This is a genomic window from Streptomyces radicis, assembly GCF_003626575.1.
GTDB lineage: Bacteria > Actinomycetota > Actinomycetes > Streptomycetales > Streptomycetaceae > Streptomyces > Streptomyces radicis.
Genome location: NZ_RBDY01000002.1, coordinates 70,884 through 87,384, shown reverse-complemented (window position 1 = coordinate 87,384; position 16,501 = coordinate 70,884). Strand labels below are relative to the sequence as shown.

At 75.4% G+C, this 16,501-nt stretch carries 15 protein-coding genes; 11 read left to right on the top strand and 4 right to left on the bottom strand.

The features are described from left to right. Window positions 1-16 precede the first annotated feature (16 nt). The 6 genes from rfbB to D7318_RS03270 all read left to right on the top strand — a co-directional run bounded on the left by rfbB (window position 17) and on the right by D7318_RS03270 (window position 5,824). On the top strand, window positions 17-1,021 hold the full coding sequence (gene rfbB / locus D7318_RS03295) for a dTDP-glucose 4,6-dehydratase (protein WP_120695318.1): 1,005 nt from the start codon (window positions 17-19) through the stop codon (window positions 1,019-1,021). A gap of 61 nt (window positions 1,022-1,082) precedes the next feature. After that, window positions 1,083-2,237, top strand: coding sequence for a nucleotide disphospho-sugar-binding domain-containing protein (locus D7318_RS03290; RefSeq protein WP_120695317.1), 1,155 nt, complete (start codon window positions 1,083-1,085; stop codon window positions 2,235-2,237). Between the two features lie 20 nt (window positions 2,238-2,257). After that, window positions 2,258-3,442 (top strand): glycosyltransferase, encoded by a 1,185-nt coding sequence (locus D7318_RS03285; RefSeq protein WP_120695316.1) that lies wholly within the window; start codon window positions 2,258-2,260, stop codon window positions 3,440-3,442. A gap of 66 nt (window positions 3,443-3,508) precedes the next feature. Next, window positions 3,509-3,784 (top strand): acyl carrier protein, encoded by a 276-nt coding sequence (locus tag D7318_RS03280; protein ID WP_120695315.1) that lies wholly within the window; start codon window positions 3,509-3,511, stop codon window positions 3,782-3,784. Next, window positions 3,784-4,845, top strand: a complete 1,062-nt coding sequence (locus tag D7318_RS03275) for a ketoacyl-ACP synthase III family protein (protein WP_120695314.1) — start codon at window positions 3,784-3,786, stop codon at window positions 4,843-4,845. Before D7318_RS03280 ends, D7318_RS03275 begins: the two co-directional genes overlap by 1 nt. Next, entirely contained in the window at window positions 4,838-5,824 is a 987-nt protein-coding gene (locus D7318_RS03270; protein ID WP_120695313.1) for an acyltransferase domain-containing protein, read from the top strand. The genes D7318_RS03275 and D7318_RS03270 overlap by 8 nt, the downstream gene beginning before the upstream one ends. Window positions 5,825-5,928: 104 nt before the next feature. Here the strand turns inward: D7318_RS03270 and D7318_RS03265 are convergent, their stop codons facing one another. Together D7318_RS03265 and D7318_RS32375 are read right to left on the bottom strand one after the other, a co-directional pair. Continuing rightward, window positions 5,929-6,126: a MerR family transcriptional regulator gene (locus D7318_RS03265; protein WP_120695312.1), complete on the bottom strand. Its 198-nt coding sequence runs from the start codon at window positions 6,124-6,126 to the stop codon at window positions 5,929-5,931. After that, on the bottom strand, window positions 6,123-6,716 hold the full coding sequence (locus D7318_RS32375; RefSeq protein WP_147437605.1) for a hypothetical protein: 594 nt from the start codon (window positions 6,714-6,716) through the stop codon (window positions 6,123-6,125). The genes D7318_RS03265 and D7318_RS32375 overlap by 4 nt, the downstream gene beginning before the upstream one ends. Window positions 6,717-6,994: 278 nt before the next feature. Between D7318_RS32375 and D7318_RS03255 the strand changes: the two genes are divergently transcribed. Beyond that, on the top strand, window positions 6,995-8,035 hold the full coding sequence (locus D7318_RS03255) for an ATP-binding cassette domain-containing protein (protein ID WP_120695310.1): 1,041 nt from the start codon (window positions 6,995-6,997) through the stop codon (window positions 8,033-8,035). Further along, window positions 8,032-8,889, top strand: a complete 858-nt coding sequence (locus tag D7318_RS03250) for an ABC transporter permease (protein WP_120695309.1) — start codon at window positions 8,032-8,034, stop codon at window positions 8,887-8,889. The genes D7318_RS03255 and D7318_RS03250 overlap by 4 nt, the downstream gene beginning before the upstream one ends. A 36-nt stretch (window positions 8,890-8,925) precedes the next feature. On the opposite strand, the gene D7318_RS03245 is transcribed toward D7318_RS03250, so the two are convergent. Continuing rightward, entirely contained in the window at window positions 8,926-12,054 is a 3,129-nt protein-coding gene (locus tag D7318_RS03245) for an ATP-binding protein (protein WP_120695308.1), read from the bottom strand. Between the two features lie 203 nt (window positions 12,055-12,257). On the opposite strand from D7318_RS03245, the gene D7318_RS03240 reads away from it, so the two are divergent. Further along, complete coding sequence (locus tag D7318_RS03240; protein WP_147437604.1) at window positions 12,258-13,796, top strand: vanadium-dependent haloperoxidase; 1,539 nt, start codon at window positions 12,258-12,260, stop codon at window positions 13,794-13,796. Window positions 13,797-13,952: 156 nt separating this feature from the next. Then, on the top strand, window positions 13,953-14,759 hold the full coding sequence (locus D7318_RS03235; RefSeq protein WP_120695306.1) for a transposase: 807 nt from the start codon (window positions 13,953-13,955) through the stop codon (window positions 14,757-14,759). A gap of 1 nt (window position 14,760) precedes the next feature. Here D7318_RS03235 and D7318_RS03230 read toward each other — a convergent pair whose 3' ends face one another. Then, on the bottom strand, window positions 14,761-15,402 hold the full coding sequence (locus D7318_RS03230; protein ID WP_120695305.1) for an NAD(P)-dependent oxidoreductase: 642 nt from the start codon (window positions 15,400-15,402) through the stop codon (window positions 14,761-14,763). A gap of 192 nt (window positions 15,403-15,594) precedes the next feature. Here D7318_RS03230 and D7318_RS03225 point away from each other — a divergent pair, with 192 nt between their 5' ends. Next, the gene (locus D7318_RS03225) at window positions 15,595-16,479 is read left to right on the top strand and encodes an SMP-30/gluconolactonase/LRE family protein (RefSeq protein WP_120695689.1); all 885 of its coding nucleotides are present in this window, start codon (window positions 15,595-15,597) and stop codon (window positions 16,477-16,479) included. The last annotated feature ends 22 nt before the right edge of the window (window positions 16,480-16,501 follow it).

Here is a 16,501-nt window from a genome sequence, read left to right as displayed (position 1 = left end):
AAAGGCAGCGGAGACCATGCGTGTTCTGGTGACCGGAGGCGCCGGCTTCATCGGCTCCGCCTTTGTGCGGCAGCTGGTGCGCGGCGCGTACCCCGGCCTGTCGGCCTCCCGGGTGACCGTCCTCGACCTGCTGACCTACGCGGGCAACCTGGCGAACCTGGCCGAGGTCGCGCACCACCCGCGCCTGCGCTTCGTCAGGGGCGACATCTGCGATGTGGACCTGGCAGCGGCTCTGGCACGGGACGCCGACCTGGTGGTGCACTTCGCGGCCGAGTCGCACGTGGACCGTTCGATCGCCGACTCCCGCGACTTCGTCAGGACCAACGTGCAGGGGACGCAGGTGCTCCTTGACGCCGCGCTCGCGGCGGGCACCCGGCGTTTCGTCCATGTCTCCACGGACGAGGTGTACGGCTCGATCGAGCGCGGCTCATGGGCCGAGGACCAGCCCCTCGCACCCAACTCCCCGTACGCGGCGGCCAAGGCGGCGTCCGACCTGCTGGCCCTCGCCCACCACCGCACCCACGGTCTCGACGTCAGGATCACGCGGTGCTCCAACAACTACGGGCCCTACCAGCACCCCGAGAAGGTGCTGCCGCTCTTCGTGTCCAACCTGCTCGACGGGCTGCCCGTGCCGCTCTACGGGGACGGCGGCAACGTCCGCGAGTGGCTGCACGTCGACGACCACTGCCGCGCCATCGCGCTGGTCGCCACGTCGGGGCGGCCGGGGCGCGTCTACCACGTGGGCGGTGGCGCCGAGCTGAGCAACCGGCGCCTGACGGAGCGCCTGCTCGACCTGTGCGGCGCCGACGCGTCGGCCGTGCGCCGGGTGGCCGACCGCAAGGGCCACGACCGCCGTTACTCCCTTGACTCGTCCCGCATCACCCGCGAGCTGGGCTTCGTGCCGCGCGTCCCGTTCGAGCGCGGCCTGGCCGAGACGGTGGCCTGGTACCGCGAGAACCGCGCCTGGTGGGAGCCCCTGAAGCCCGGCGGGCGCGCCCGCGCGCTCGCCACGGGCCGCTGAGCCGCTGAGCCGCTGAGCCGCGCCCGAGCCCACCGAACGACCGACAAGGAAGGAGCGCCGCGTGCGCTACCTGTACGCCGTCATGCCGGGCCTCTCCCACCTGTATCCCCTGGTCCCCTCCGTCCGCGCCGCGCGGCTCGCGGGCCATGACGTGCTGGTCGCCACGTCGGGTGGCGCCGTCGGGCCCGCGGCCGGCGCGGGTCTGCCGGTCGTCGATGTGGCCCAGGACCGGGAGATCGCCCCCGTCTTCGACCGGCTGCTGGTCGATGTCCTCCGACCCGGCCTGAGCGACGAGGAGTTGATGGGGCTGATGGGCGCCGCGTTCGCCACCATCGGCGACCGCATGATCGACGGGCTGCTGTCCACCGCCCTGGAGTGGCGGCCCGACGCGGTGGTCTACGAGCCGGGGCTCGCGGGCGGCCTGATCACCGCGCGCCGACTCGGCGTGCCCGGCGTCGTCCACGGCGTCGGCCTGCGGCACCCCACCAGCTGGGGCATGTACGGCATGGGCCCGACGGCGGCGCGCCTCGGCATCGCCGAGCTGCCCGAGCACCCTGACGTCGAGGTCCGGATCAGCCCCGACTCGCTCGAGGAGCACAACGAGGCACCGGGCGAAGACCTCTCCGTCGTCGCCGAAGTGCCCATGCGCGCCTGCCCGTTCAACGGCGGCGGCGAGGTGCCCGACTGGGCCCTGTCCCGCGGCGACCGGCCCCGCGTGGTCGTCACCATGGGCTCGTCCGCCGCGACCACGGGCGAGGGCCGCGTCCTGGCCGACATCGTGCGCGGCGCCGCGGGGCTCGACGTCGAGGTGGTCGTGACCACGGGCAGCGGGGGGCTGCCCGACGCGCTCGACCCGCTGCCGAAGAACGTGCGGGTCGTGTCCTGGCTGCCGCTGAGCGAGCTGCTGCCGGTCTCGGACGCCGTCGTGCACCACGCGGGGATGGGCACGATGTTCGCCGCCTACGCGGCCGGGGTGCCGCAGCTGTCCGTTCCGCCGACCGGCGGCAGGCCCGCGCCGCACGAGGTGACGGAGGCACGCGGCGCGGGACTGACCGTTCAGCCGGGCGCGTTGACGCCGGACGGCGTGGCCGCGGCGCTGCGCGACCTGCTCGACGACCCCGGGTACGCGGCCGCGAGCCGCGAGGTCGCCGCCGAGATGGCGGCCATGCCGGGGCCCGACGCCGCGATCGACCGGCTCACCCGGCTCATCGGCTGAGACGGAAGGAAGGACACGCCATGCGCCTGCTGTTCACCACCACGCCCGGCTTCTCGCACACCACCCCCCTGCTGCCGCTCGCCCATGGCGCCCGGCTCGCGGGCCACCGGGTGCTGGTCGTCGCGGGCGGCCCGGCCCTGCGCGCCGCCGCCGACTCCGGGCTGCCGACCGTCGACGCGGTTCCGCACGACGATGTGACGCGCCCCTACGCGGCGCTCGCGGCCGCCGCTGCCGAGCGGGACATCCCGCCCGATGAGACGATGCGCCTGGTCTTCGGCGCGTTCGGCGAGATCTCGGCCATGATGCTGGAAGGGCTGGTCGCGGCCGCCCGCCGCTGGGGCGCGGACGCCATCGTGTACACGCCCATGCTGTCGAGCGGCCCGATCGCCGCGCGTGCCGTGGGGGCGCGCGCGGTCCTGCACGGCATGGGCCTGCGGCACCCCGCGTTCCCCGCCACACCCGCGCTGATCGAGGCCGCAGGGCGGCGGTACGGCGTCGACGCGGCCGATCTCCGCCCCGACGCCGAACTGGTCCTCGCGCCCGCCTCGTTGGAGCGTGTCAACCCCGCCGCGCCGCCCCCGGACGCCGCCGTGCCCACGCTTCCGACGCGCCCGGGGCCCGACAACGGCGGCGGCCGGGTGCCCGGCTGGGCGCTGTCCCGCGGCCGCCGACCCCGCGTGGTCGTGACCCTCGGCTCGGTGCCCTCGCACACCGACGGGCGCCAGGACGTGATGGCCGCGGCGCTCACCGGCCTCGCCGACCTGGGCGTCGAGGCGGTGCTCACCACCGGAGGGGCCGCGCTCGACACGCTCGGGCCGCTGCCGCCGTGGGCCCGCGCGGTCGGCTTCGTGCCGCTCACCAGCCTGCTGCCGTCGTGCGACGCGGTGGTGCACCACGGCGGCATGGGAACGATGTTCAGCGCGCTGGCCGCGGGCGTGCCGCAGGTCATCGTCCCGACGACGAGCGGCGACGCGCTCAGCAACGCCGAGGTCGTCGAGAAGCGCGGCACCGGCCTCGGCCTGATGCCCGCCGCGCTGTCCCCGGCGAGCCTCGCCGCCGCGGTGGGGGAGCTGCTCGACGAGCCCCGCCACCGCGCGGCCTCCCGCGAGGTCGCCGCCGAGCTGACCGCCATGCCGCACCCGGGGACCGTGGCCGACCTGCTGGCCGCGCTGCCCTTCCGACACCGGATCCGCACCGCCACGTGACAGCGACGACACGGCGACGGGACAGCCACGAGACAGCGACGAGACAGCGACGAGAAGAGGACGACGATGAGCGCGTTGAGCCTGGACAGCCTGCTGGAGACCATCAACCGGTGCCTGGGGGACGACGAGGAGGCCGTGGTCGGCCCCGACGCCGTGGACACCGACTTCGACGACCTCGGCCTCGACTCCCTCACGGTGCTCGAGACCCTCAACCAGATCGAGCGGCAGCTCGGCCTCAAGGTGCCCGAGGAGCTGCTCGCCGAGGTCCGCACCCCCGGCGCCCTGCTCACCCTGGTCAACGACCGCGCCGCGGCCCCCGACGCGGCGACGGGCGCGGGCTGATGACCGTCGGCGACATCTTCCTGGCGGGCACGGGCACCCGGCTGCCCCCCGCGGTCCCGGTGGCGGACGCGGTGGCCGCCGGGCGGTGCGACCCGGCCCTCGCGCGGGCGGCCGAGCTGCGGTCCGTCGTCGTCTCGAACGACGAGTCGGGCCCCGAGATGGCCGCGGCCGCGGCCATCTCCGCGCTGGAGCGCGCCGGGGTCGCGGGCCCCGACGTGGACCTCGTGCTGCACGCGCACGTCTACCACCAGGGCCACGAGATCTGGGCCCCCGCCTCCTACGTCCAGCGCGTCGCGCTGGGCAACCACTGCCCGTCACTCCAGGTCAAGCAGGCGTCCAACGGCGGGCTCGGCGCGCTCGAGCTGGCCTCGGCCTATCTGCTGGCCGACCCCAGGCGCTCGGCCGCGCTGGTCACCACGGGGGACCGGTTCGCGCCGCCGCGCTTCGACCGCTACGGCAGCGACCCCGGCACGTTCTACGGCGACGGCGGAACGGCGCTCGTGCTGTCGCGGCGCGGCGGGTTCGCGCGCCTGCGGAGCCTGGTGACGGTCGCCGAACCCGAGCTCGAGGGGATGCACCGGGGGGACGACCCGTTCGGGCTCGCGCCGTTCGACCACAGGCCCGTGGTCGATCTCGGCGCCCACAAGCGGGACTTCGTCGAGCGGCACAGCATGTCGTTCAGCATCGCCAGGGTGGGCCTCGGCCAGCGGACCGCGATCAAGGAGGCGCTGAGCCGCGCGGGCGTCGACCTGGCCGACATCGACCGTTTCACGCTGCCCCATCTGGGCCGCCGACGGCTGCGGTCGGGCTACTTCGGCAAGCTCGGCATCGACCAGGACCGCACGACCTGGCACTGGAGCAGGACCGTGGGGCACCTGGGCGCGGGGGACCCGATCGCCGGGCTCGACCACCTGGTCACGTGCGGCGAGCTGCGCCCGGGCGACCTGGCCCTGCTGGTGAGCGTCGGCGCGGGCTTCAACTGGTCGTGCGCCGTGGTCGAGATGCTCGACGAGCCGACCTGGGCGACGGGGCGCTGCGCGGTGGAGGCGGCCGATGGATGACCCCGCCGTTCCTCCCGTGGCGTTGCTGCTGCCGGGCCAGGGCGCGCAGTACGCGGCGATGGCCGCCGGGCTCTACCCCGGCGAACCGGCCTTCGCCGAGGCGATCGACGCGGTCTTCGGCGCGCTGGGCGCGGAGGGCCGTCGCCTGCGGAACGACTGGCTGAGCGACAGGCCCGAGGTGCCGCTCGACGCGTCGATCCGCTCCCAGCCGCTGATCTTCGCCGTCGGCCACGCCCTCGGCAGGCTCGTGCTGAGCTGGGGCGTGGCCCCGGCCGCGCTGCTCGGCCACAGCGTCGGCGAGTTCGTGGCGGCGACGCTCGCCGGGGTGTTCACCGTGGAGGACGCGGCCCGGCTCACCGTGGAGCGGACCCGCGCGCTCGCCGCCACGGCCCCAGGCGGGATGCTCGCCGTCTCCGCCGCGCCCGAGCGGGTCGCGCACGTGCTGGGCGGCGACGTGGTGGTCGGGGCCGTCAACGCGCCGCGGCAGACGGTGCTCGCGGGACCCGATGACGGCCTCGACAAGGCCGCGCGGACGCTGGCCGATGAGGGGATCACCTGCCGGCGGGTCGCCGCGCGCACCGGGTTCCACAGCCCGATGCTCGCGGCCGCGGCCGTCGCCACCGCACCCCTCTTCGCGGCCGTGCCGACCGCGCCGCCCCGCATCCCGGTGTGGTCGGCGTACACCGGCGGCCCGTTGACGCCCGAGCACGTGGCCGACCCGCTGTTCTGGGCGCGGGGCCCCGCCGAACCGGTGCTGTTCCGCGACGCGTTGGGCGCGTTGCTCGCCACCGGGGACCACCTGCTCGTGGAGGTCGGCCCAGGCCAGGGGCTCACCCAGGCCGCCCGCCGCCACCCGGCCGTGCGCGCCGGGCGCAGCCGCGTCCTGCCCCTGCTTCCCGCCCGCGCGCTGGGCGGGGAGGCCGAACGCGCGTCGGTGCGGCGGGCCGAGGAGGCCCTGCGGCACGTGGCGTCGGCCTGAGCCCGGCCGTTCGTCCCCTCCCACATGGGGGAGAGGACGAACGGCCGGGCTTCTCGGCGTTCATTCCCGGGCGTTCATTCCGGGGCGTTCGGGCGTTCGCGCGGTCAGCCCCGCGTGGTGCCGCCGCGGCTGACCGCGATCGCCACCAGCTCGTCGAGGTCGTACCGCGCGCGCCGTGCGCTGCCGTAACGGGTGATCTTGCCGCGGCTCGCCCACTTGCGGATGGTCGCCTCCGAGACGCCCACGGCCAGCGCGGCCAGCTCGGTCGGCAGCGTGCGCCGCGGGGCGCGCCCGCCGCTCATGCCGACAACCGCAGGCGGTGGGCCAGCAGGAGCAGTTGGGCGGGCTGCCAGCGGTGTCCCGCGGCGCAGCCCGCCTCGCCGCCGGGCAGCGGCAGCAGGACGCCCGAGCAGCCGGGGTGGACGCAGGGACCCAGCTCCGCGACCGGCACGGCGGGCCCGGCCGCGTGCCGGGCACGGGCGAGCACCCCGGCGATCTCGGCCGCGAACTCGCCCGCGGCCCGATGCCCCCCGAGCCAGTCGAGGCGGCGCAGCAGGAACGCCGCGAGCGCGCCCGCCTCCCGCGGGGGCGCGGGCTCCGCGCGGCCCTCGGCCACCACGCCGGACCACGACGCGAGCACCGCGAGGGTCTCCCCGCGTGACTCGACGGCCGCCGCGGCCATGGGCGCTGGGCGCGAGCGGCTGCCGCTCACCCGCTCCCGGCGCGGCCCGCAGGACCGCCCCGGTGGCATGGCCAACGCCTCGTACAGCGTGGGCAGTTCGATCAGGGCACGGGCGGCCTTCCCCCGGCAGCCCTCGCACAGCCCCCCGACCCTTCCGCCCGGGCTCGGCACCTTCTCGCACTCCGGGGCGGGGCAGCGACACGTGGTCATTCGTCCGTGCTCTCCTTCGGGCATCGTGCTGGCTCTCACGGTCACCCAGCCTCGCCCGCGCTCCCCCGAGCCGGAACGGAAGTGCGGAAGGCGCCCGGCCCACCCCCCTGACCAGCGGCGGCGTCGGCGCGCGACGTTCCGCAGACGGTTTCTGCGGTCGCCAGACGCGAACTCGCGCCTTCGGGGCGACGGTCGGCACCGCGGCGCGCCATCGAAACGGCACGCCACCGAAGCAGGCGCGTCACCGGAACAGCACGACGGAGAAGAGGAGTCGCGGTATGGAGCGAACCCCGGGGAAGGGCGTGGGCGACGACGTCGGCGCCGCCATCGTCACCCGCGGTCTGGTGAAGGTCTTCGGGGCCCACCGGGCGGTCGACGGCGTCGACCTGACGGTCCCGGCGGGCACCGTGTACGGCGTGCTCGGGCCCAACGGCGCGGGCAAGACCACCATGGTCAGGATGCTGGCCACGCTGCTGCGCCCGGACGCGGGCCAGGCCCGCGTCTTCGGCCACGACGTGGTCCGCGAGCCCGACACGGTGCGCTCCCTGGTGAGCCTGACCGGGCAGTACGCGTCGGTCGACGAGGACCTGACGGGTGTCGAGAACCTCGTCCTGCTCGGGCGGCTGCTCGGCTTCGGCAAGGCCGACGCCGGGCGCCGCGCCGAGCTGCTGCTCGACGCGTTCGGGCTGGCCGACGCCGCGGGGCGGCAGGCCAAGACCTACTCGGGCGGCATGCGCCGACGGCTCGACATCGCCGCCAGCCTGGTCAACCGGGCGCGGCTGCTGTTCCTCGACGAGCCGACCACGGGTCTCGACCCGCGCAGCCGGGCGCGCGTGTGGGACGTGGTGCGGATGCTCACCCGCAGCGGCACCACGGTGCTGCTGACCACCCAGTACCTGGAGGAGGCCGACCAGCTGGCCTCCCGCATCGCCGTCATCGACCGGGGCGGTGTCATCGCCGAGGGCACCCCGGGCGAGCTGAAGTCGCGCCTCGGCGCCGGCACCGTGCGGCTGCGCCTGGTCGACGCCACCCAGCGCCTCGAGGCCGAGTACACGCTGCGCCGCGTGCTCAACGTCCCCGTGCAGTCCGGCGGCGAGCCGGGGACCCTCTACGCCCTGCTCGACCGCGAGGACCTGGCGGGGAAGGCGGCCAACCACCGCATCGGCCACGCGCTGGCCGAGCTCACCCGCGCGGACATCGCCGTCGCGGAGTTCGCGCTCGGCCAGCCCAGCCTCGACGAGGTCTTCCTCGCCCTCACCGACCGCCCCGCCGCGGCCTCGACCGCGGCGCCCTCCCTCGCGGCCAAGGAGGCCGAATGAGCATCGAGGACCGGGTGTCGCCCACGGCGGCGCCGCCGGAACCGACCGACCTCGACGCGTTGCGCACGCTGATCGAAGGCACCCGCGTGCCCCGGCGCCCCGGGCCCGTGTCCACGTCGCTGACGTTCGGCTGGCGGGCGATGCTGAAGATCAAGCACGTGCCCGAGCAGCTCTTCGACGTCACCGTGTTCCCGGCGATCATGACGCTGATGTTCACGCACCTCTTCGGGGGCGCGCTCGCCGGGTCGACCGAGGAGTACCTCCAGTTCCTGCTGCCCGGCATGATCGTGATGAGCGTCATGATGACCACGATGTACACCGGCACCGCGCTCAACATCGATGTCCACAAGGGCATCTTCGACCGTTTCAGGACCCTGCCGATCTGGCGCCCCTCCGCGCTGGTCGGCGCGCTGCTCGGCGATCTCGCGCGCTACACGATGGCGTCGGTCGTGATGGTCGGCCTCGGGCTCGCGATGGGCTACCGCCCCGACGGCGGGGCGCTTGGCGTGCTGGGGGCGCTCGGGCTGCTGCTCGTGTTCTCGTTCAGCTTCTCGTGGATCTGGACGATGTTCGGGCTGCTGATGCGGTCGGAGAAGTCGGTGCAGAGCGTGAGCTTCGCGGTGGTGTTCCCGCTGGTCTTCACGAGCAACGTGTTCGTCGACCCCGACACCATGCCCGGATGGCTGCGCGCCTGCGTCGAGGTCAGCCCGATCACGCACATGGTGGACGCGGAGCGGGCGCTCATGGACGGCACGTCGGCGGCCGGGCCCGTGGGGTGGGTGCTGCTGTGGAGCGCCGCGCTGACCCTGGTCTTCGGCGTCGCCACGATGCGCCTGTACAACGGGAGGCGTTGACGGCCGCGCGGCCGTGCCCCGGCGTTCGGGTCTCGTTCAGAGGGTCCAGGCGACGCGGCGCTCGGGGCGGTAGGAGCAGACGGCGCCCGTGGTGACGGTGGCGCTCAGGTGGCGGGCCAGCTCGGGGTGCTGCCGGTCGAGGCGGCGCAGCGCGTAGCGGATGCGGCCCGAGACCGCCTTCCTCGCGCGTTCCGCCTCGTCCCCAGGGGCGCCCCCGTGGCTCGCGCGCAACTCATCGAGCAACGCGGCCCGTTCGCGGTCGGCCGCGGCGGCGGCCCCGTCGTCGCCCGCGGCCAGCGCCCGCGCGACGCGCTCGTCCGCCGCGCCCAGGTGCCGCCGGGCGGCGGCCCGGTCCGAGGGCCATGGACCTCCGCCCTCGCCCTCGGGGAGGAGCAGCCGGAGCGCCGGCACGTCGGCCCCGGGGCGGGCCAGCAGGCGCCGCAGGTCGTGCAGCCCCTTGGCGTCCGGCACATGGACCGTGCGGCCCGCGAAGCGCAGCGTCCAGGCGCCGTCGCCAGGGCGGAACACGTTGCCGCTCGGCGCGCGTTCCCCCGGGGCCTCGACGCCCCCGATGCCCCCGATGCCCATGGCCTCCGCCTCGCGCCGCGCTTCCGCGCGCAGCGCGGCGCCGCGTACGGCGTCGCCGGGCGCGGCGCGCGACGCCAGTGCGTCGGCCAGCCGCAGCCGTGCCGCGACCGACCAGGGGGCGGCGCCGAGGCGTTCAGCGCCCCGCCACGCCGCGGTCAGGCCCGCGACGGCGGCGTCCCAGCGGCCAAGCGCCGCGTCGAGCACCGAGGCCCACAGGACATACGGGCCGTGCACGTCGTAGCCCGCGATCGACACCGCCCACCTGTCGCCGAGCGGCGCGAGCTCCTCGCGCACGCGGCGGCACAGCTCCGCGTCGCCCGAGGCCGCGGCTGTCTGCGCCCTGAAGCGCAGCCACAGCGGGGCGAACCACTCCGGGTGCCGCGCGCCGCCCGCCTCGCACTCCCCCAGGTAGCGCACCGCGCGGTCCACGTCACCGCGCTGCACCGCGGTGAGCGCCACGATGAGCCCATCGGCCGCCTCCGCGTCCTCTCCCGCGGCGGACTCCCACAGCGCGTCGATCTCCCCCCACCGCCCCGAAGCCAGCAGCAGCGCCCACCGTTGGTGCCGCCAGAGGCTCGCCCGGTCGAACGCCCACTGTTCACCGCCGGGGCGGGCGCGCCCGATGAGCTCCTCCGCCTCGTCGAACCGCCCGGTGAGCGTCGCCACCGCGCACCGGCTGAGCAGCGCCTCGTCCCGGTCGCGTGGCAGCCCGGAGCGCTCCGCCCGCTCCACGAAGGCGCGGTGCTCGGCGAGATAGCGCGGGTCCCCCTCCTCGAGCAGCGCCCCGAGTCGGCGCACCGCGGCCTGCGACTCCAGCTCCGCGTCCCCGCCGCGGCGCGCCACTGCGAGCAACTCCTCGGCGAGGGACCGCCGTTCGGCCGTGGTGGCGGGGGACCAGATGGCGTCGTGCCGCGCCAGCAGGGCAAAGCCGAGCGCCGTTTCGTCACCGTCGGCCCTGGCGAGCCGCACCGCGCGCAGGCTCAGCTCCCGCGCCGTGCGGTCGAGCGGAAGCCGGTCGAGAGCAGGGCGGTCGAGGGGAGGGCGCCCCCGTACCCCGCCGCCGTCCCCGGCCAGCGCCTCGTGCGCCTCCCGGATCGCCTCCGCGTGCAGCGGCTCGTGGCGCGCCGGGTCGCGCAGCGCGTGCAGGGTCAACGCCGCGCGCGCGAGCAGCTGATGGTCCCCCGCCTCCCGCGCGAGGACCAGCGCCTCGTGAAACGCCGCCCGCGCGCCCGCGGCGTCGCCCAGGGCGTTGAGCGCGGCGGCCAGGTCGAGCGTGACCCGCGCCCGGGCGCCGCGTCGGCCCTCGGGGATCCGCGCCTCGGCCCTGCCGTAGTGGTCCACGGCCTCGTCGAGCGCGAGCCGCCCCACCGCGTCGCGGGCGGCGGCGAGCAGCAGGGCCACGGTCTCGGCCGCGGGGACCTCGTCCCCCGAGGCCACGGCGTGCCGGGCGAGCTCCGTCGGCAGGGAGTCATCGCGCGCGGTGCGCAGCACCCGCAGCGCGGCGGCGTGTGCGCGGCGCGCCTCGGGCGGTGCGAGCCCGGCGTACAGCGCCTCGCGGATCAGGTCGTGGGCGAAGCGGAACGCCCCTTCCTCCCCGGGCGCGAGCAGCCGCGCGGACACCGCGAGTGCCACGAGGGCGTCGGCGCGTTCCGCCGCGAGACCCAGCGCCGCCCCGGGGTGCTCCGCCCTGAACTCCCGCCCGAACACGGCCGCGGCCGAGAGGAACGCGCGGAGCGCGGGCGGGAGTTGGGCCAGCCGCCGGTCCAGCGTCCAGCGCAGGCCAGGGGCCATGCCGGGCACGGGGCTGCCGCTGGCCCAGAGCCGGGCGGTCTGCTCGACGAAGAACGGGTTGCCCCCGGTGCGCCGCCACACCTCGTCGGCCGTCGCGGGCTCGGGGCGCCGCCCGGTGGCGCGTTCCATGAGCGTGGCCACCTCGTCGGCGCCGAGCCCGGTCAGGGGCAGGAGGCGGGCCCGCGCGAGCAGCGGCGCGAACAGCGCCCGAACGCCCTCGGCGCGCGCGTCGACGGTCAGGTCGGCGTCGCGGTAGGTGCCCACCACCAGGATCCGTTCGGACCAGGCGTGCCCGACCAGGAACTCGAGCAGCCGCAGCGAGGCCGCGTCGGCCCGGTGCAGGTCGTCGATCACCACCATGACCGGGTGCAGGGCCGCCGCCGCGAGCAGCAGGTTGGTCACGGCGTCGTGCAGGGGGAAGTCGCCCTGCCCGTGCGCGCCGTCACCGCGCGGCGCCTCCTCGCCGAGCAGCGCCGCGAGGCCACGCCCCGCCCCCTCGGCCAGGCCCGGCCAGCGCTCGGGGCCGACCGCGCGGCGCAGGGCCCGCGCCACCTGCGTCCAGGGCCAGTAGCCCGGGCTGCCGTCGTGCTCCCAGCAGGTGGCGGGGAGCACCAGCGCGCCCCGCGCCCGCGCGTGCCCGAGCACGCTGGTCACCAGCGTCGTCTTGCCGATCCCCGCCTCGCCCGCGACCAGCACCAGACCGCCGTGGCTCTCGGCGGTGCGGTCGATCTCGGAGCGCAGGACCGCGGCGGGGTGCTCACGCCCCGGTGGATCGGATGACTTCACGGTGCGCTGACTCTCCCCGGCAACTCCGCGTACACGTGCCACGTCCCGCCCTGACCGTCCCGCCCGAACACCGAGCGTAGCAGGGGGAAATGGCGCCTTCCGCAGTTCTGCTGACGGCCCCTGGCCCCGCTGTGACGCTGGATCACCGACCGGTGAACACCGGGATCACGGCCGCGCGAGCGGCCCTCCGAAGGGATGGATCCATGGCAGAACGGGGGAGCCGAAGGCTCCGAGGACTGCGCGGCAGAGTGGCGCTCGTGTGCACCCTGGTGGCCACGCTCGCTCTTGGCGGCAACGCCACCGCCGACCCCTCCGGCGGGGACGACGGGTTCGACTTCCGGCGGGGCAACGCCGCCCTGGAGATCGTCGTGCCCACCGCGCAGGAGAAGATCAGGGAGTCGCTTTCGCCGCACGGCATGGATGTGCCGCTGGTGCTGCGCCATGTGGCGCTGATGGAGACGGCGTGGTTCGACGCGGTGGCGCCCTACCACCCGACCGCCGTCGGGATCTACTCCGACCTGGGGCGGCGCCCGGCGCGCGAGACGCGGGACAACACGCGGCTCAACACGGCGATGCTGCACGCCTCTTACCACACGCTGCGATGGCTGATGCCGGACCATGAGGACGACTGGCGGGAGATGCTCACCTCCGTCGGCCTCGACCCCGACGCCGGATCGACGGATCTCAGCACCCCCGAGGGCATCGGCATCGCCGCGGCCGAAGGCGTCGTCGAGGGCCGGGCGCACGACGGCATGAACCAGCTCGGCGACGAGGGCGGTCGCGAGTACCACCGGGCCCCCTACGCCGACTACACGGGCTACCAGCCGGTCAACAGCGCCTACGAGATCACCGATCCGGGGCGTTGGCAGCCCGACCTGGTGCCCCAGGACAACGGCCTCTTCCGGGTGCAGAGCTTCATCACGCCCCAGTTCGGCCGGACGCAGGCGTACTCCTTCGACGACGTCGGGCAGTTCCGCGCCGAGCCACCGGTCGACAGCGACCCGGCCGACGAGGAGGCGTACCGGGCGCAGGCCGACGAAGTGCTCGAGGCCTCGGCCGGGTTGACCGACCGGGACAAGATGATGGCGGAGTTCTTCGACGACAAGATGCTGTTCCTCGGCGGCTCCTTCACGATCGAGGCCGCCGACGCGCTCAGCGCGGGGCGCGCGGATCCCGTCGACGAGCTGTTCGCCTTCGTCCACCTGGCGACCGGGCTGCACATCGCCGCCTTCGACGGAGCCATCGCGGTGTGGGACAGCAAGCTGGCGTACGACGCCCCCAGGCCGTTCACCGCCATCCGCCACCTCTACGAGGGCGAGGAGGTGTCCGCCTGGGGCGGTCCAGGGCGCGGCACCGTGCACGACATGCCGGGCGAGCACTGGGACAGCTACATACCGGTCGGCGACCACCCCGAGTACCCGTCGGGCTCGGCGGGGATCTGCGCCGCCGTCGCGGCGGCAGGCGAGCCGCTGACCGGCTCGTCCGACCCGATGATGAGCTTCACCTTCCCCGCGGGCTCCTCCTGGATCGAGCCGGGCGTCACCCCGGCCGCCGACACCACACTGGCGTGGGACACCTGGGACGCGTTCGTCAGCGACTGCGGCGAGTCCCGCATCCTGGCCGGCGTGCACTTCAGGCCCTCGATGCAGGCGGCCTGGACCATCGGCGAGCAGGTGGGCGCCCTGGCGTTCGACTTCGTCGACGGCCACATCCAGGGCGAGCCGACGCGCACGCTGCGCTGAACGCCTCCCTCAGCCGGTGCGCCGCCCATGACCGATGTCATGGGCGGCGCACGCTTCCTTCCCGGTGCATCGGTGACATGAACCGCATGGGAAAAGGGCCGTCCCGAACTTAGGCTCATCGCGTAGGAAGAGTTTCTCGGGGGAGGAGCACATTCCATGCGAGACGTCGCGCACGCGGCCGCTGCGGAGCGGACGGGAGATTTTCCCAACGGGCTCAGAAGGCTCTTCAGATCGGTCGAGGGCGAATTCGTCCGTGAGGAGCCGAGGGAGCACGCGTTCGCCTATGTGTGCGGGCTGCTCTCCAGGTCGCCCACGTGGCACTCCGGTGGCATCGACGGGCGCAACAGGCTGCTGACAACGGCGCGTTGGGACGAGGACCGGGTGCGGGACCGCATCAGGGACATCGTGACCCGCCACGGGGGCGCCACCGGTTCCACGCTGGTCGTCGCCGAGGAGGGATTCCTGAAGAAGGGGCGCGAATCCGCCGGGGTCGAGCGGCAGTTCTGCGCCGCCTCAGGGCGGGCGGGGAATTACCAGATAGGGATCTTTCTGCTGTGCTTCGATTCAAGGGGCACGGTAGCCGCCATCGACAGGGAGCTTTTTCTCCCCCCGTCGTGGCTCGATTGCGGAACCCGCAGAAAACGCGGCGGAATTCCCGCCGATCTGGCGCCCGCGACGCGTGATCAGCTCGGCGAGCGGATGCTGGCGCGGGCGCTCGCCGCCCTCACCCCCGAGCGGGTCGTGGCTCCCGCGACGCCCCGGGTCACGGCGCTGCTGCGGGGCCATGGCATCGCCCACACGCCCACCACACCCGCGTCGGCGCGCCGCGCCGCGCGCCACTTCAGGACGGCCCGCGACCGGGCCGGGCTCGACCGCTACTCCGCCCGCAGGTGGCGCGCGTGGTACCGCCACATCACGCTGTCGATGCTCGCGCACACCTTTCTGACCACGGCCCCCGGCTGAGTCAGTACGCCACCCCCACCGCCCGCCCGAAGGTCGCCGGGTCGGTGAGCGCCCCGAGCATCGCGTGGGCCAGATCCGCCCGCGCGAGGGTGCGGCCACCGCGGACGTTGCCGCCGATCTCGCGGCGGTAGCGGCCGGTGAGCGGGGCGTCGACCAGGCGCGGCGGGCGGATGACGGTCCAGTCGGTGCCGCCGCCGCGCAACTCGGCCTCCATGGCGGCCAGGTCCCGGTAGACGTCCCGGAAGATCCCGCTGATCAGCGGGTGCAGCACCGCCCGGTGGAACAGCCCCTCGCCCTCGGGCACCGGGCCCACGGGCACCGCGCTCACCACGACGATGCGGCCCACCCCCGCGGCGGCCATCGCGGCCGTCGCCGCACGGGTCACGGCGGTGACGGCGCCCGCCCCCTTGCGCGTGGTGCCCAGCGCGGAGAGCACGGCGTCCCGGCCGTCGAACGCCGCGCGCAGGGCCCGTTCGTCGGTCTGGTCCGCCACCTCGGCGACCTCGGCGGCTCGGGCGGCGATGCCGGGCGCGAGCCGCGCCGCGCTCCGCACGACGGCCGTGACCTCGTGCCCCGCGTCGAGCGCTTGCCCGACCACCTCGGCCCCGGTGCCCCCGGTGGCTCCGAGAACGGCGAGCCGCACGTCCCCCCACCCCCTCCCTGGTCCGTTCCCCCACGCCCCGGATTCTGTCATCGCGTCCACTTCCCCGCGGTCGTCCCCCGCGAACGCGGCACGCGTCCTCGACGGCCGCCTGCCAGGACCGGCGACCCGCCGCGTTCGTCCTCCGGCGCGACCTCCGCCGGTGGCCCGGGCCCGCCCCTTACCGTGGCGTCGATGACCGAGCACCCCGTCCCCGCCGCCCCCGACCGCCTCGAGCACGGCGAGGGCTCCCGCTGGACCGGCGACCGCCTGGTCCTGGTCGACCTCCTCGCGGGCCGCCTCCTCAGCGCCCCCGACGAGCCAGGCCCGTTGACCGAGCTGCTGCGCGTCGACGAGCCGTTGGGCGCCGTCGCCCCCGTCGCGGGCCACCCGGGCCGCTGGATCGCCGCGGTGGGCCGCGGCCTCGCCCTGCTCGGGCCCGGCGGCGCGACGACGTGGCTGGCCCGCCCCGAGGCCGGGACGCCCGCGCCCTCGCGCATGAACGACGGCGTCGCCGACCCCGGCGGCCGGTTCTGGGCGGGCAGCATGGCCTGCGACGGGACGCCGGGCGCGGGGTCGCTCTACCGCGTGGACCACGACCTCACCGTGACCCGCGTGCTCGAGGGCATCACGATCGCCAACGGCCCGGCGTTCACGCCCGACGGGCGGCTCATGTACGTGGCCGACACGGCCGCCGGGCTCGTCCGCCGCTACCCCGTGGACCCCGACTCGGGCGAACTCGGCGTGCCCGAGCCGTTTCTGACCGTCCCGGCCGACGAGGGCGGCCCCGACGGGATGACCGTGGACCGCGAGGGCGCCCTGTGGGTCGCGCTGTGGGGCGGCGCCGCCGTGCACCGCTACCTCCCCGACGGAACGCTCGACCACGGGCTCCCGCTGCCCGCGCGGCAGCCCACGAGCGTGTGCCTCGGCGGGGCCGACGGCCACCTCCTGCACATCACGAGCGCCACGACGGGCCTCGACGCGCCCACGCCCGATGACGGCGCCCTGTTCACCGCGCGCGTGCCCGTGCCCGGCGTCCCCGCCTGCCCGTTCCGCCCCGGCGTCCCGCTCCCCGGGTGAACGGCACCTGAACGCCCGCCGC